Source organism: uncultured Marinobacter sp., assembly GCF_963974375.1.
GTDB lineage: Bacteria > Pseudomonadota > Gammaproteobacteria > Pseudomonadales > Oleiphilaceae > Marinobacter.
Window position 1 is genome coordinate 1 of record NZ_CAXBDN010000101.1, and the last position, 13,676, is coordinate 13,676.

Annotated in this window: 17 protein-coding genes; 9 read left to right on the forward strand and 8 right to left on the reverse strand. The window is 59.7% G+C overall.

Features of this window, described 5'->3' with window-relative positions:
- Positions 1-142 precede the first annotated feature (142 nt).
- The 7 genes from dprA to AAC035_RS10335 all read left to right on the forward strand — a co-directional run bounded on the left by dprA (position 143) and on the right by AAC035_RS10335 (position 5,881).
- On the forward strand, positions 143-1,351 hold the full coding sequence (gene dprA / locus AAC035_RS10305) for a DNA-processing protein DprA (protein WP_339803497.1): 1,209 nt from the start codon (positions 143-145) through the stop codon (positions 1,349-1,351).
- Positions 1,352-1,378: 27 nt separating this feature from the next.
- Positions 1,379-1,954, forward strand: coding sequence for an L-threonylcarbamoyladenylate synthase (locus AAC035_RS10310; protein ID WP_339803500.1), 576 nt, complete (start codon positions 1,379-1,381; stop codon positions 1,952-1,954).
- A gap of 9 nt (positions 1,955-1,963) precedes the next feature.
- Complete coding sequence (gene hemF, locus AAC035_RS10315) at positions 1,964-2,911, forward strand: oxygen-dependent coproporphyrinogen oxidase (protein WP_339803503.1); 948 nt, start codon at positions 1,964-1,966, stop codon at positions 2,909-2,911.
- The gene (gene aroE, locus AAC035_RS10320; RefSeq protein ID WP_339803506.1) at positions 2,889-3,728 is read left to right on the forward strand and encodes a shikimate dehydrogenase; all 840 of its coding nucleotides are present in this window, start codon (positions 2,889-2,891) and stop codon (positions 3,726-3,728) included. Before hemF ends, aroE begins: the two co-directional genes overlap by 23 nt.
- A gap of 104 nt (positions 3,729-3,832) precedes the next feature.
- Positions 3,833-4,606, forward strand: coding sequence for a MotA/TolQ/ExbB proton channel family protein (locus AAC035_RS10325; protein WP_339803508.1), 774 nt, complete (start codon positions 3,833-3,835; stop codon positions 4,604-4,606).
- 5 nt (positions 4,607-4,611) lie between these two features.
- Entirely contained in the window at positions 4,612-5,448 is an 837-nt protein-coding gene (locus tag AAC035_RS10330; RefSeq protein WP_339803511.1) for a flagellar motor protein MotB, read from the forward strand.
- Positions 5,449-5,563: 115 nt separating this feature from the next.
- Entirely contained in the window at positions 5,564-5,881 is a 318-nt protein-coding gene (locus AAC035_RS10335) for a PA4642 family protein (RefSeq protein ID WP_339803514.1), read from the forward strand.
- 46 nt (positions 5,882-5,927) lie between these two features.
- Here AAC035_RS10335 and AAC035_RS10340 read toward each other — a convergent pair whose 3' ends face one another.
- Together AAC035_RS10340 and AAC035_RS10345 are read right to left on the reverse strand one after the other, a co-directional pair.
- A complete protein-coding gene (locus AAC035_RS10340; RefSeq protein WP_339803517.1) occupies positions 5,928-6,386 on the reverse strand; it encodes an Hsp20/alpha crystallin family protein in 459 nt (152 codons plus the stop codon).
- Between the two features lie 232 nt (positions 6,387-6,618).
- The gene (locus AAC035_RS10345; protein WP_339803520.1) at positions 6,619-7,155 is read right to left on the reverse strand and encodes a gamma carbonic anhydrase family protein; all 537 of its coding nucleotides are present in this window, start codon (positions 7,153-7,155) and stop codon (positions 6,619-6,621) included.
- Between the two features lie 291 nt (positions 7,156-7,446).
- Here AAC035_RS10345 and prlC point away from each other — a divergent pair, with 291 nt between their 5' ends.
- Positions 7,447-9,492 (forward strand): oligopeptidase A, encoded by a 2,046-nt coding sequence (prlC, locus tag AAC035_RS10350; RefSeq protein ID WP_339803523.1) that lies wholly within the window; start codon positions 7,447-7,449, stop codon positions 9,490-9,492.
- A 9-nt stretch (positions 9,493-9,501) separates the two neighbouring features.
- Entirely contained in the window at positions 9,502-9,753 is a 252-nt protein-coding gene (locus tag AAC035_RS10355) for a YheV family putative zinc ribbon protein (RefSeq protein ID WP_339803526.1), read from the forward strand.
- Positions 9,754-9,793: 40 nt separating this feature from the next.
- Here the strand turns inward: AAC035_RS10355 and AAC035_RS10360 are convergent, their stop codons facing one another.
- The 6 genes from AAC035_RS10360 to AAC035_RS10385 form a co-directional block, all read right to left on the reverse strand.
- Positions 9,794-11,128: a Na+/H+ antiporter NhaC family protein gene (locus AAC035_RS10360; protein ID WP_339803529.1), complete on the reverse strand. Its 1,335-nt coding sequence runs from the start codon at positions 11,126-11,128 to the stop codon at positions 9,794-9,796.
- Positions 11,129-11,272: 144 nt separating this feature from the next.
- Positions 11,273-11,491, reverse strand: a complete 219-nt coding sequence (locus tag AAC035_RS10365; protein ID WP_339803532.1) for a DUF1653 domain-containing protein — start codon at positions 11,489-11,491, stop codon at positions 11,273-11,275.
- A gap of 9 nt (positions 11,492-11,500) precedes the next feature.
- Positions 11,501-11,887, reverse strand: coding sequence for a DoxX family protein (locus tag AAC035_RS10370; RefSeq protein WP_339803535.1), 387 nt, complete (start codon positions 11,885-11,887; stop codon positions 11,501-11,503).
- Between the two features lie 92 nt (positions 11,888-11,979).
- Positions 11,980-12,426 carry a group 1 truncated hemoglobin gene (locus AAC035_RS10375; protein ID WP_339803537.1) on the reverse strand — a complete coding sequence of 149 codons (447 nt, stop codon included), beginning with the start codon at positions 12,424-12,426 and terminating at the stop codon, positions 11,980-11,982.
- Between the two features lie 14 nt (positions 12,427-12,440).
- Complete coding sequence (locus AAC035_RS10380) at positions 12,441-13,319, reverse strand: DUF3034 family protein (RefSeq protein ID WP_339803539.1); 879 nt, start codon at positions 13,317-13,319, stop codon at positions 12,441-12,443.
- On the reverse strand, positions 13,319-13,676 hold a 358-nt coding region (locus tag AAC035_RS10385), incomplete at its 5' end, for an EAL domain-containing protein (protein WP_339803541.1). The genes AAC035_RS10385 and AAC035_RS10380, both read right to left, overlap by 1 nt.

The following is a 13,676-nucleotide window of genomic DNA, read 5'->3' on the forward strand; positions in this document are numbered from 1 at the left end:
CCTATGAAAAGCTCAGCTACGGCCTGATCCTGACCGCTACCCGGTCACTGTCCGTCGGTGACACGGTTGCCAATCCCTGAGGGATAGTTCTGCACACAGAGGGCTGCCAGGATGGCAGCCCGGATGACAGGGATGTTGCCTCATGTCCGATCGTTCGCCCTCGTTCCCGAATGCCTTTTTTGATGATCCGGCCTCGCCGTGGCTGTTGCTGGCCCATGTGCCTGGTCTGGGTGTAAAGCGCTGGCAGGCGGTCTGCGATGCATATACCAATCCTCTTGATCTGCTCAAGGCCTCGTCTGCCACTCACAAGGCTATGGGGCTTCCGTCAGCGGCCTGGCAGTTGCTGGCGGCCTGGCAGCGTCGGGACGAGTCTTTTCCGCCGTTGGCGGAGGTGATTGCCCGGTTCCATGAAACCCGCGCCGGCAATATTGCCCTGGTGGGCTGGGGTCATGACGATTATCCGGAAGCACTGCGGCATATCCAGGACCCGCCCCTGGTACTGTATGCCCGCGGGGATACCCGTTTGCTGGCGCGGCCCCAGATTGCGGTGGTCGGCAGCCGTAACGCCACCCGGTCGGGCCTTGATAATGCCCACAGTTTTTCCCGGGCGCTGTCGCAACGGGGTTATCTGATTACCAGCGGTCTGGCCCAGGGCATCGACGGCGCCGCCCACAGCGGCGCGCTGGCAGCCGGCGTTGGCACCATCGCGGTGATTGGTACCGGCGTGGATGTGATCTATCCCAATGCCCACAGAACGTTAACCGCAGAGATCATCCACCGGGGCCTGGTTATATCGGAATTCCCGCCCGGCACGCCGCCAAAGCCCGGTCATTTTCCCAGGCGTAACCGGATCATCAGTGGTCTCAGTCGGGGCATTCTGGTGGTGGAGGCCAGTCTGCGCAGCGGCTCGCTGATTACCGCACGACTGGCACTGGAACAGGGGCGGGAGGTGTTTGCCATCCCTGGCTCTATCCATAACCCACTGGCCCGTGGCTGCCATGAGCTGATCCGCCAGGGCGCCAGGCTGGTGGAAACCGTGGACGATATTGAAGAGGAGCTGAGTGCCTGGTGGCGCGGGTCCGGCGATGTGGAGCCAGTACCGCCTGAGCAGGAGCAGCAGGTTTCCCGGCCTGAGGTCGCCGTGGCGGAGCCCTCCGGGCATCCATTACCGGAGTTTCTGGAGCCGCGGGAAATCGCGGTACTGAAGGCTTTAGGGTATGATCCGCGTTCAACCGATCAATTGTGCCTGGCAACCGGTTTGCCCGCTGATCAGCTGATGCAGTCGCTGCTGACGCTGGAGATGGAAGGTCTGGTGGCATCCGCCCCAGGAGGGTTCCAGCGGCTGGCCTGAGCCGGGCAATGTGATGATGCGCCCTATATGACTCCAGCCCTGAATCTGTCCTCCCCCTGGTCCCGCCAACTTGTCCGCCATACCCTTGATTCCGGCGGGGTGATTGCCTATCCCACAGAAGCGGTCTGGGGGCTGGGATGCGATCCCTGGAACGAGGCTGCCACCCATACTATTCTGGATCTCAAGAACCGGCCTGAACACAAGGGGCTGATCCTGGTGGCATCGAGCGTTGACCAGATCCGCTTTCTGCTGTCGCCGCTGGCGGAAGAGTTGCAGGAGCGGGCGACCCGCCACTGGCCAGGCCCGGTGACCTGCGTGATTCCTGATGTCCGACGCCAGATTCCGCCGTGGGTGCGGGGCCGGCACAGCGGCATTGCGGTCCGTATCAGTGCCCATCCCCTGGTAAAATCCTTGTGTGAGCTCAGCGGGGGACCCCTGGTGTCCACTTCCTGCAATCCGGCCGGCCGCGCGCCGGCGCGCCACCCCTGGCAGGTGCAGAAGTATTTCCCGGAGGGTCTGGACCTGCTGGTTGCCGGCCGTCTGGGTGATGCCCGTAAACCCAGTACCATTATCGATATCGTCTCTGGTCAAACCCTTCGTTAGGAGCCCCTTATGTCCGCTACATCAAGCCCGGATTCCGGCGCTGTTCACCGATACCTGCTGGAGTTGCAGGAGGCCATCTGTGATCGCCTGGAAGCGGTTGATGGTCAGGGCCGCTTTGTCGCCGACAGCTGGGACCGGCCGGAAGGGGGCGGAGGCATCAGCCGGGTAATCAGTGACGGCGGGGTGTTCGAAAAAGGCGGTGTCAATTTCTCCCATGTCATGGGAGCCACCATGCCGCCTTCGGCAACGGCACACCGGCCACATCTGGCGGGCGCACCCTGGCAGGCCATGGGGGTGTCCCTGGTGATGCACCCGAAAAACCCCTATGTACCAACGTCCCATGCCAATGTCCGCTTTTTCATCGCAACGCCGGAAGGTGGTGAACCGGTCTGGTGGTTTGGCGGCGGCTATGACCTGACGCCCTATTACGGATTTGATGAGGACTGCCGGCACTGGCACCAGACTGCCCGGGCCGCCTGCGAGCCTTTCGGTGCGGACATCTACCCCCGCTATAAGCAGTGGTGTGACGAGTACTTCTACCTCAGGCACCGGCAGGAGCCCCGGGGCGTGGGTGGCCTCTTTTTTGATGATCACAACAGCGGCCATTTCGAGGAAGATTTTGGCCTTATGCAGGCAGTGGGGTCGAGCTTTATTGCAGCCTATGAGCCTATCGTCCGCCGCCGCATGGTGCATCCCTGGGGCGACCGTGAGCGCGAATTCCAGCTTTACCGTCGTGGCCGCTATGTGGAGTTCAATCTGGTGTATGACCGGGGTACCCTGTTCGGATTGCAGTCCGGTGGCCGTACCGAGTCTATACTGATGTCGTTGCCGCCACTGGTGCGCTGGGATTACAACCGGGTGCCTGAGCCCGGTAGCGAAGAGGCCCGGCTCACGGAGTATTTCCTCACTGGACGGAACTGGCTGGAGGACGACGATGACGAATCAGCTACCAAATAAACTCTACGGTGTGGTCGGCAACCCCATCAGCCACAGCAAATCTCCCCGAATTCACAGTCTGTTCGCCGCCCAGACCGGCGAGCCGGTGGAGTACATCGCCATTCAGGCACCCCTGGACGGCTTTGCCTCTACCGTCACCGAGTTTTTTGACCAGGGTGGTGGAGGCCTCAATGTCACCGTACCCTTCAAGGAGCAGGCCTGGACCCTGGCCGATACTCATACCGAGCGCTGCGCCCGGGCCGGTGCAGCCAATACCCTGTACCGTGACGAGGCGGGCCGGCTGGTGGCGGACAATACCGACGGCGTGGGCCTGGTGACCGACCTGATGGTCAATCACGGGCTTGAACTGGCCGGCAAACGCCTGCTGGTGCTGGGCGCCGGTGGCGCTGTCAGAGGTGTACTCGGGCCAATACTGGCCTGCCAGCCGGCGGCCCTGGTCATTGCCAATCGCACCCTGGCGAAGGCCGAAGCCCTGGTTGATCTGTATCAACCGGAGGCAGGGCGGTGCGAGCTGTCTGCCTGTGGCTTCGAAGCCGCTCACGGCCATTTTGACCTGATAATCAACGGCACCAGCGCCAGCCTGCAGGATGATTTGCCGCCAATACCCCCGGAGCTCATCACGGTGGATACCGTGGTTTACGACATGATGTACAGTGCCAGTATCACCACATTTAACCAGTGGGCCCGGGACCAGGGGGCCAGAAAGGTGTTCGACGGCCTCGGCATGCTGGTCGAGCAAGCTGCGGAAGCCTTTCATGTCTGGCGCGGGGTGCGGCCCGACACTAGCGGTGTGGTGAAGAGCTTGCGTCCGGGTTAGTCAGAACACAGGGAACTGGGCTATGCTTGGGCCAGCATCCCGATTTGCCGGGGTTGGTGTGTAGATTCACAGAAACGGTGTTCCTTCCAATATAAAGGCGTTCCATGGACATACTGACCCTCGTTGGCCTGGTTGCTGGTGTTGCCATCGTGTTAATCGCCATGCTGGCCAACGCAACCGCACTCACGTTTATCAATCTGCCGGGCCTGGCGATTGTCTTTGGCGGCACCTTTGCGGTAACCCTAATCAAGTTCCGCTTGCCAACAGTGGTCAGTGCGTTCCGGCTGGCGTGCGCTACCGCGTTTACCGACCGCCTTGACCGGCCTACGGACCTGATCCGGGAAGTGGGTGAACTGGCCCGGGTGGTTCGCAAGGACGGTATTCTGGGCCTCGAAAGCCACGAGACCGGCAACGAATTCCTGGCCAAGGCCATTAATCTGTGTGTCGATGGTCACCCGCCGGAAATGGTCGAGGAGTCGCTGCTGCAGGATATCGACCAGACCATGGAGCGTTATGAAGTGGCGGAGCGGGTATTCCGTGGTATCGGTGAATCTGCCCCGGCCATCGGCATGCTTGGTACTCTGGTGGGTCTGGTACAGATGCTGAACAGCCTGGATGACCCTTCCAGCATTGGCCCCGCGATGGCGGTGGCGCTGCTGACGACGCTCTATGGCGCTTTTATTGCCCAGCTGATTGCCTTGCCACTGGCCGACAAGCTGCAACTGAAAGCAGAAGACGAGCGCCGCAACCGCCTGCTGATTGCCACCAGCATCCAGAACATTCTGAAAGGCCAGAACCCGAGGGTGATTACGGAACTGTTGTCCGCCTTTATCAGCCCGGACCAGCGCCGAAGCGCCGATATCGGCCAGGAGACCTGATTGCTGTGTCGGTTCTGCTGGGAGGCGCCATCCGGCGCAAGAAAAAAAATGCGGTGCCCAACTGGATTGTCACCTTTGCGGATCTGGCCACCCTGCTGTTGACGTTCTTTATTCTGTTGCTGTCCTTCGCCGAAATGAACATGGAGAAGTACCGGGCCATGGCACAGTCCATGGCCGCTGCCTTTGGCACCGCCAACGTCATTGGTGAGGGTGTCGGTGGCTCACCACTGAGCCTGATCGAGAGTGATACGGTGTCGCTGCCGGATGTCACCGACACCACCCGGGACGATGCCCGCCTGATAGACGAGAGAGGCCAGATCAGCGATCTGACCGTGGTTTCTGATGGTATCGTCGAACTTTCCTCCCGGCTGATCCGTGAACTGGAAGCCGAGGTGGCAGACGAATCCCTGAATATTGCCTATGACCCGCAACAGGTGATTATCCGCTTCTCCGAGCAGGCCACTTTCAACTCCGGCGAGGCCAATATCAAACCGGAGATGCTGCCGATTATCGACCGGGTGGTGGCGGTGGTGGCATCCTGCCTGGGCGACGTCATCGTGGCCGGCTATACCGACGACGTGCCCATCACCAGTGGCCGCTTCCGCTCCAACTGGGACCTTTCTGCGGCCCGGGCGGTCTCGGTGGTACATGAGCTGATTCTTGACCAGCGCATTCCCGCTGAACGGGTAATCGCCGCAGGACGGGCCGAAACCAAACCCCTGGTGCCCAACGATTCAGCGGAAAACCGGGCCCGCAACCGGCGGGTCGAAATTGCCATTCGTGATCCCGAATGCAGCGATGCGGTACCAACCCGGGATCTGCCGGTGGAAGTACTGCCGTGACTTATGACCGGGTGCAAGGTACTCATACAGAATTTGTCTAAATCCTCAGTGACTTAACCGGTATACTACCGCCCTGAATTTAAAGCTACGCTATACACGGCATAAGAGAGTGATCATGAGCGGACCGGAAAAACCCAAGGTCATTGGCGAGGAATGGAGCGACGAGCGGGTCAAAGGTTTTCTGTTCCTGAGCCCCTTTGATGCCCGGATTAACCCGGACTACCATGTGCTGATCAAGGCCTACCAGGCCATGAGAGCGGGCGATTTCGAGCGTTTTATCGGCTTTTTTACCGAAGCAGGACGTGACCTGAATGCCCTGAACGGCGATGGCGAAACCATTCTGGATGAGGTGTCCCGCCACGGGCGCAGCCAGGAATACGCCGCAGCACTTATAGCCGCAGGCGCAAAGAAATCGGCAGAAGCGGGCGCCTGACGCCCGCCCTGCCCGAAAACTTCAGGGTCGGGGCTGAAAATTCAGCCTAGTGAACTTCAACCTCGATCGCTTTTGGCTCTACTGGCTCCGCCTTTTTCAGAGTCAGTGACAGCACCCCGTCCTTGAAGGTCGCTTTGATGCTGCTCTCGTCCACATTGTCCGGCAGGGTGAAGCGCCGCAGGAAGCTGCCATAAACCCGCTCAATGCGGTGGTGTTTGTCGTCCCCGGACTCTTCTTCTTTCCGTCGCTCTCCCTGAATGGCAAGCACACCATCGTGAATGGTCACTTTCACATCTTCTTTCTGCATGCCCGGCAATTCAGCATCAATCATGAATGCCTCTTTGGATTCCCGGATATCCACGGCGGGCGCCCAGTCACTGCGCCGGAACGCATCCTTGCCTTCCGCTTCACCATTGGTCTGACGGCTCAGGCCAAAGTAGCGATTGTAGCGATCAATCAGATCTTCAAACTCGTTAACCGGATTCCAGCGGGTAATGTTGGTCATAAGGAAACTCCTCCTGTGAACCTGAATGTGGCGTGTCTATCCAGCCTCAGTCGCGGAACAGCTCCATCCCGGTGGCGCCTGCCGGATGGCAAATCCGTGAACCTCTGCTGAGATTCAATGTAGGTCTGTGAGGGGAGATTTCAAGGGATTGGTTGGTTGTTTTTTGATCTGTGTCAGTTTGGGCAGGATATCCGGACAGAGGACAACGCCTCCATCCGGTTGGAGCCTATCCTCAGGCTTCCGCCAGATACTCATCCTTCAGCTTCACATAGTTCGCTGCGGTATAGCTAAAGAAGGTTTTTTCCTTGTCCGTCAGGGCGCGCGCCTGTTTGCAGGGGGAACCCACGTACAGGTGGCCGGATTCCAGGGTTTTGCCTGGCGGCACCAGACAGCCGGCGCCGATAATGACATCGTCTTCCACCACAGCGCCGTCCATGATGATGGCTCCCATGCCCACCAGCACCCGGCTGCCGATGGTGGCGCCGTGGATCAGGGCCTTGTGGCCAACGGTAACGTCATCCCCCAGGGTGGTGGGCCAGCCGCCGGGATTGAAATCCGAGGCGTGGGTGATGTGAATCACCGTGCCATCCTGAATACTGCAGCGATGCCCGATCCGGATCTTGTGCATGTCGCCCCGAACGACAGTCATGGGCCAGACCGAGCAGTCATCCCCCATTTCCACGTCACCGATCACCACGGCAGAGTCATCAACCCAGGCTCTTTTACCGAATTGTGGGGTATATCCCTTGTGAGAACGTATCTTCGCCATTACATACACCTATTAGTAAACCGTCGACCATAAGGTTATCTTCACAGATAACGAAACGAATATCACTGCCCCGTAAAGCGCGCCTGATCTGTTTAAAAGGCGATATCTCCGATGTCAGAGAGGCGGATGCCGGGGGCGTTTTCGCAGCAGGGCCAAGGATGGCCCGGAGCAAGGCCGGCCCATGGAAGGGCCGTGAATTGCGGCGAAGAAAACACCCCCGGCATCCTGCCAGGCACTGGACGCCCAGGCTACCGCTGAACCCGAATGCAACGATTAAGGAAAAGAGGCACCATGACCAATCCACTGCTGACCCACGACCTGCTCCCAAGGTTCAACGACATCCGGACCGAACACATGGAGCCCGCCATCGACCAGATCCTCAGTGACAACCGGGTCCAGCTCCAGAGCCTGGCGAGTCAGGACGACCCCACCTGGGACACCCTGATCCAGCCCATGCAAGAGCTCGAAGACCGGCTCAACAACGCCTGGTCCGTTATCTCACACCTCAACGGCGTGAAAAACAACGACGAGCTGCGGCAGGTCTACAAGCGGTGCCTCGAAAAGCTGACCGAATACAGCACCGAAATCAGCCAGAACGAAACCCTGTGTGCGGCCTACAAGAAAGTCGCCGACCGGCCCGACTTCAAAGAACTCAGCGAAGCCCAGCAGAAAATGGTGAACAACACCTTGCGGGACTTCCACCTGGGCGGTGTTGACCTGCCGGCGGACCAGAAGAAAACCTACGCCAACCTCTCCAAAGAGCTGGCGGAAATCTCCAGCCGGTTCAGCGACAACGTGCTGGACGCCACCCAGCACTGGTTCAAGCACATCACCGACGTCAGCGAGCTGGCCGGAGTTCCGGAAAGCGCCCTTGAAGGTGCGCAGCAGGCGGCGAAGCAGCGGGAGCTGGATGGCTACGTAATCACCCTGGACTTCCCCAGTTTCTACCCGGTGATGACCTATGGTGACAACCGGGAGCTGCGGCGCGAAGTCTACGAAGCCTTTGTGACCCGGGCCTCCGACATGGGGCCGGACGCCGGCAAATGGGACAATACTGAGTTGATGGCGGAGATTCTCAAGCGGCGACATGCCCAGGCCCGGCTGCTGGGTTTCAACAACTACGCGGAACGCTCTCTGGCCAAGAAAATGGCCTCCAGTGTTGATGAAGTGCTGGATTTCCTCAACAAGCTGGGTCATAGGGCCAGGCCCATGGCCGAACAGGAAGTGGCCGAACTGCAGGCCTTCGCCCGGGACGAACACAACCTCGACAGCCTGGAGGCCTGGGACATCGGCTATTACAGCGAAAAACTGCGGCACCAACGCTACGACATCTCTCCGGAAGTGCTGCGCCCCTGGTTCCCGGCGGACCGGGTCATCAATGGCCTGTTCCAGGTGACCGAGAAACTGTTCGGTGTGCAGATTGAAGCCAGGCCGGAAGTGGAAACCTGGCAGGAAGACGTCACCGCCTACTGTATTTCCCGAGACGGCGAGGAACTGGCCTGGTTCTACTTTGACTGCTTTGCCCGCCAGGGCAAGCGTGGTGGCGCCTGGATGGCCGATTGCCGGGTCCGTTGGCGCAACCTGCAGGGCCATCTGCAGCTGCCGGTGGCGTTCCTCACCTGCAACTTTACCCCGCCACTGAACGGCAAGCCGTCACTGCTGACCCATGACGAGGTCACCACCCTGTTCCACGAATTTGGTCATGGCCTGCACCACATGCTGACCCGGGTGGATGTGGCGGATGTATCCGGCATCAACGGCGTAGCCTGGGACGCGGTGGAACTGCCCAGCCAGTTCCTGGAAAACTGGTGCTGGAACCCGGAATCTCTGGCCATCATCGCCCGCCACCACGAGACTGGCGAGCCGTTGCCGAAAGACCTGCTGGACAAGATGCTGGCGGCGAAAAACTTCCAGGCCGGTATGCAGATGGTGCGCCAGCTGGAATTCTCGCTGTTCGATTTCCGCCTCCACGCCGAGTACACCGAAGACGTGCCTACCGTAGCCCTGGACATGCATCGTCAGGTTCGCAAGGAAATCGCGGTGGTGGAAACCCCGGAGTTCAACCGCTTCCCCAACAGCTTCTCTCATATTTTCTCGGGCGGCTATGCGGCCGGGTATTACAGCTACAAATGGGCGGAAGTACTGGCGGCGGATGCCTTCTCGCTGTTCGAGGAGAACGGCATCTTTGACGAGAACACCGGACGATCGTTCCGGGAGAACATTCTTGAGATGGGTGGCTCCCGGGAACCGGCAGAACTGTTCCGGGCGTTCCGTGGCCGTGACCCCGATGTGGAGGCACTGCTGAAGCAGTCCGGCATCACTGACCACGCCGCCTGAGGAACCATCATGCCGACGCCGAAACGCTTTATTGCCGGTGCTGTCTGTCCTCGCTGTGCCGAGATGGACAAACTCACCATGTACACCGATGACAACGAAACCCAGCACCGGGAGTGCGTGTCCTGCGGCTTCACCGATACCCAGGGCGATCCCGCCCCGGGTAATGCAGAGCTGCAGACCCGGGTCAACAAACGCAAAAATGAGGACGACCATACGGTGAAGCAGGTGGTGTTCTTCAAGGCCGGTAGTTCTGACGAATAAGAGCGATTCAGCTGCGGATTCCGCGGCTAAATCAGATCCCTCAGAGTACCAGTGCAGCCAGCCAGCCGAACGCCAGCAATGGAATGTTGTAGTGCACGAAGGTCGGCACCACGGTATCCCAGATGTGGTTGTGCTGGCCGTCTGCGTTGAGGCCGGCGGTGGGGCCGAGGGTGGAATCTGAGGCGGGAGAGCCGGCATCGCCCAGGGCACCGGCAGTGCCTACCAGGGCAACTATGGCCAGCGGGCTGAAGCCCATTTCCAGGGCCAGGGGCACATAGAGCGCTGCGATGATGGGAATGGTGGAGAAGGACGAGCCAATGCCCATGGTAATCAGCAGACCCACCAGCAGCATCAGCAGTGCCGCCATGGCCTGATTGTCACCAATCAGTCCCACTGAACCCTGCACCAGACTGGCAATGTCACCGGTCTCCCGCATGACCTCGGCAAAGCCGGAGGCGGCAATCAGGATGAAACCGATCATGGCCAGCATCTTCATGCCCTCGGTGAACAGGTCATCCGCCTCCTTCCACTTCACCACGCCGGACAGATTGAACAGCACGAACCCGGTCAGTGCCCCCAGAATCATGGAGCCAAGCCAGAGCTGAACCACAAAGGCCGCAACGATGGCGACCACCGCCATGACCAGGGTTTTCGGACTGTAGCGGGTGCTGGTCCGCTGTTCCTGGTCGATCAGCGCCAGATCGTAGCGACGATCACCGCGATAGGTGAAGAACACTGCGATGACAAGACCACACACCATGCCCAGGGCCGGCAGCGCCATGGCTGAAATGACGCTGAGACCGTCGGTGGCAATGCCGTTTGCCGCTATATTGGCCATCAGGATTTCATTCAGATAGATGCCACCAAAACCCACGGGCAGGAACATGTAGGGGGTGATCAGGCCGAACGTGAGCACGCAGGCTACCAGGCGCCGGTCCAGGTGCAGTTTGGCCATCACGAACAGCAGCGGTGGCACGATCAGTGGAATAAAGGCGATATGGATGGGCAAAACATTCTGGGACGACATGGCAATCAACAGCAACAGCCCGATGATCAGGTAGCGCACGCCCCTGCGGGCGGACTCGCCGCCAGTGGCGGCGGGCTGATTACCCACCAGTGCCAGAGCCTTGTCCGCCAGCGCATGGGCCAGACCTGACTTGCCGATGGCGACAGCAAAGGCGCCCAGCGTAGCGTAGGACAGGGCCACGGTGGCACCGCCGCCGAGTCCGCTGTTGAAAGCCTCAATGGTGGCTTCAAGGGAGAGTCCGCTGATCAGGCCTCCGGCCATCGCCCCCAGAATCAGTGCGACGACAACGTGAATGCGGCACAGGCTCAGCACCAGCATGATGAGAACCGCAGCAACAACGGCGTTCATGGTCAGACTCCGATAGCGCGACAGATGCCCTTGTGGGGCCGTTTGCCGGGGGTGATCAGGAATTGCTCAGAATTGAACGGGCGCTAATGTGCCGCAAATGCAGTCAGGAGTCAAAACCGTCAGGCCGGAGCCCACCCGGGGCCACTAGTGTCCCAGAGGGCTGAAGCGGGGCACCTGCTCCCCCGCCACCTCCACGGTCTCGGTAAACATGCTCAAAGGCCTGGCCCACAGGCTGAAGTCACCATAGAGACACCGGTAGATCACCAGCCACTCTTCGGTTTCACTGTGGCGGGCGGTACCGATGACCTCGTATTCCTGACCCTTATAGTGCCGGTAGCGTCCCGGTGTGACGGTGCGGTTCATAGTGCGGTCTCAGCTTTTCATCTTGTAGCGGCCGGGGCCCAGGAATACCAGTGCCAGCGCAACGAACAGGAAAAAGCCCTGAAGTTCCAGAGCCCAGCCGCCGTTGCTGCTCAGGCGCATCAGCTCATGGGTATGTACCAGAGCGATGGCCACCAGCATGTTGAATACAATCAGCAGTGCGCCAATGCGGGTGTGATAACCGAGAATGACCATCAGTGGCGCCAGCAATTCGCCGATGAATACACCATAGGCGAAAAATGCCGGAATACCATGACCGGCCAGCAGGCCCTCGATAAAGCCGGTACCGTTGATCAGTTTGCTGATGCCGTGAAACAGCATCAGACCGCCGAGGGTCAGGCGGACAATCAGTTTTCCAAGATCAGCATTTTCCAGCACGTTGGTCGCTCGCAGTCAGTCGGTGAAATCGGTGGCATTCAGGCGGGGCGCAAGCTTACCGCCTTCCGCATGCGTATCAAAGCCACAGGCTGTCAAAGATGGGTGATCTCCGGGTGCAGCGGGATCAGCTTTTTCAATAACCGGTTCTGGGCGCCGGTGCTGACGCCCTGCTTTTCCATGGCAAGAATCAGGTGTTCGGCCAGGGCATTGAACTGACTTTCGGTAACATTCATTCCGGTGTGCACCTCCACCATGCTACGCCCGGTGTAGCTGCAGGGTCCGCCACTGAGTTCACAGAGCTGGTCGGTCAGATTCTGGTGGAACTGGCCTACGTCCATACCGCGAAACTGGAAGGCGATGCGGGGGTCATCCACGATGCGATACAGCAGGTCTTCAACAATATCCGCGATGCCGCTGCGTTCGCCCAGATCCTGATAAAGCGTGTCCTGCCGGTCATTGCCGGTGGCGGCGCAGCCGCTCAGCACAGCGGTCAGCAGTACAAGGCTGATGATTTTACGGGCATGTTCAAGAATAGGCATGGTCCGGTCTCCTGTCAGAAACTGCCCTGAAGTGAAAGGTAAAGGCCCCGCTGATCTTCCAGCCCGGCGACATCACCCAGACTGACCCAGGCGGCGGTCACCGACAGACGGCGGTCTGGCACCCAGGCCACAAACAGATCCCACCAGTCGTCCTCTGAAGCAAAGTCCAGGTTGTCCGGCTTCTGGCGATATTCCGCACCCAGCAGCCAACTGCGGTTCAGGAACAGCCCGACGCTGGTTTCAAACATGGCCTCATAGCTGTTGTTGCGGTCGCCACCAAAGCCCAGCAGCCCACCCTGATTGGCCTTGGTACCCCGCAGGGTGGCGTTGACCAGCAGGTTGCGGTCAAGAATAGCGGCGAAAAACAGTTTGCTTCCGGCCAGATACACGTCAGTGCCCTGCTGGCTGCGGGCCCCGATGGCGTCCGGCACCGTGAAGTTGCGCTGCCGTTTATGCTGCAGGCCCAGGGACCATTGGCCGTAATCGGTATACAGGAGATCACCGAAGAGCCGGACCTTGAGGCCAAATATATCCTGGTTCAGCTCATCCTCGGCCAGCGCTGCGCCAAGGGTGTCCAGATCCAGGGTCTGGCGAGCAATACTCAGCTCAATGCGGTTATTCCAGTTTACCGCTGCGCCGGCAACACTCAGGGTGTAGTCATCGAATTCGGCGCGGGACAGGTTCAGGGTGCCGCCCCACTCGTCATCACTGGCGTAACCCGCCATCAGTGCCCAGGGCACCAGGCCACCGCCGGCGCTGCCTTCAATGGTGGTAACGCCTCCTGTCGCCCAGATCCGGCTGCCGGGATCTGCGGAAACCTGAAAGGTAACGGTCAGCAGCAGGCCCGCGAGCAACGGGCCCGCTGTCAGTGAGCGTAAAACATTCAATGTCATCAACGGTCTCCAGAGGTTGCGGTAGTCAAGGCGCGGGCTTTGTGCTGAAAGGTGCTGGCCCAGTCAGCCAGCTGACCGGAAGGCATGGGGCGGGCCATGAAATAGCCCTGGCCCTTTTCGCAGCCCCAGTCCCGCAGCAGATTCCAGCTTTCCTGATTCTCGATACCTTCGGCAACCACCGAAAGCCCGAGGCCATGAGCCATATCAATGGTGGACTGGACGATGAGCTGATCCTGGGGTTCCTCATTCAGTTTCATGACAAAGGATTTGTCGATCTTCAGCTCCTGTACCGGCATCTGCCGTAACTGGGACAAAGAGGAATAGCCGGTACCAAAGTCATCCACCGACAGGTTTGCG

What these genes read in the sequence shown, in the direction of transcription:
- dprA (WP_339803497.1), top strand. Translation starts at nt 143, where the DNA reads ATGTCCGATCGTTCGCCCTCGTTCCCGAATGCCTTTTTTGATGATCCG.
- AAC035_RS10310 (WP_339803500.1), top strand. Translation starts at nt 1,379, where the DNA reads ATGACTCCAGCCCTGAATCTGTCCTCCCCCTGGTCCCGCCAACTTGTC.
- hemF (WP_339803503.1), top strand. Translation starts at nt 1,964, where the DNA reads ATGTCCGCTACATCAAGCCCGGATTCCGGCGCTGTTCACCGATACCTG.
- aroE (WP_339803506.1), top strand. Translation starts at nt 2,889, where the DNA reads ATGACGAATCAGCTACCAAATAAACTCTACGGTGTGGTCGGCAACCCC.
- AAC035_RS10325 (WP_339803508.1), top strand. Translation starts at nt 3,833, where the DNA reads ATGGACATACTGACCCTCGTTGGCCTGGTTGCTGGTGTTGCCATCGTG.
- AAC035_RS10335 (WP_339803514.1), top strand. Translation starts at nt 5,564, where the DNA reads ATGAGCGGACCGGAAAAACCCAAGGTCATTGGCGAGGAATGGAGCGAC.
- AAC035_RS10340 (WP_339803517.1), bottom strand. Translation starts at nt 6,386, where the DNA reads ATGACCAACATTACCCGCTGGAATCCGGTTAACGAGTTTGAAGATCTG.
- AAC035_RS10345 (WP_339803520.1), bottom strand. Translation starts at nt 7,155, where the DNA reads ATGGCGAAGATACGTTCTCACAAGGGATATACCCCACAATTCGGTAAA.
- prlC (WP_339803523.1), top strand. Translation starts at nt 7,447, where the DNA reads ATGACCAATCCACTGCTGACCCACGACCTGCTCCCAAGGTTCAACGAC.
- AAC035_RS10355 (WP_339803526.1), top strand. Translation starts at nt 9,502, where the DNA reads ATGCCGACGCCGAAACGCTTTATTGCCGGTGCTGTCTGTCCTCGCTGT.
- AAC035_RS10360 (WP_339803529.1), bottom strand. Translation starts at nt 11,128, where the DNA reads ATGAACGCCGTTGTTGCTGCGGTTCTCATCATGCTGGTGCTGAGCCTG.
- AAC035_RS10365 (WP_339803532.1), bottom strand. Translation starts at nt 11,491, where the DNA reads ATGAACCGCACCGTCACACCGGGACGCTACCGGCACTATAAGGGTCAG.
- AAC035_RS10375 (WP_339803537.1), bottom strand. Translation starts at nt 12,426, where the DNA reads ATGCCTATTCTTGAACATGCCCGTAAAATCATCAGCCTTGTACTGCTG.
- AAC035_RS10380 (WP_339803539.1), bottom strand. Translation starts at nt 13,319, where the DNA reads ATGACATTGAATGTTTTACGCTCACTGACAGCGGGCCCGTTGCTCGCG.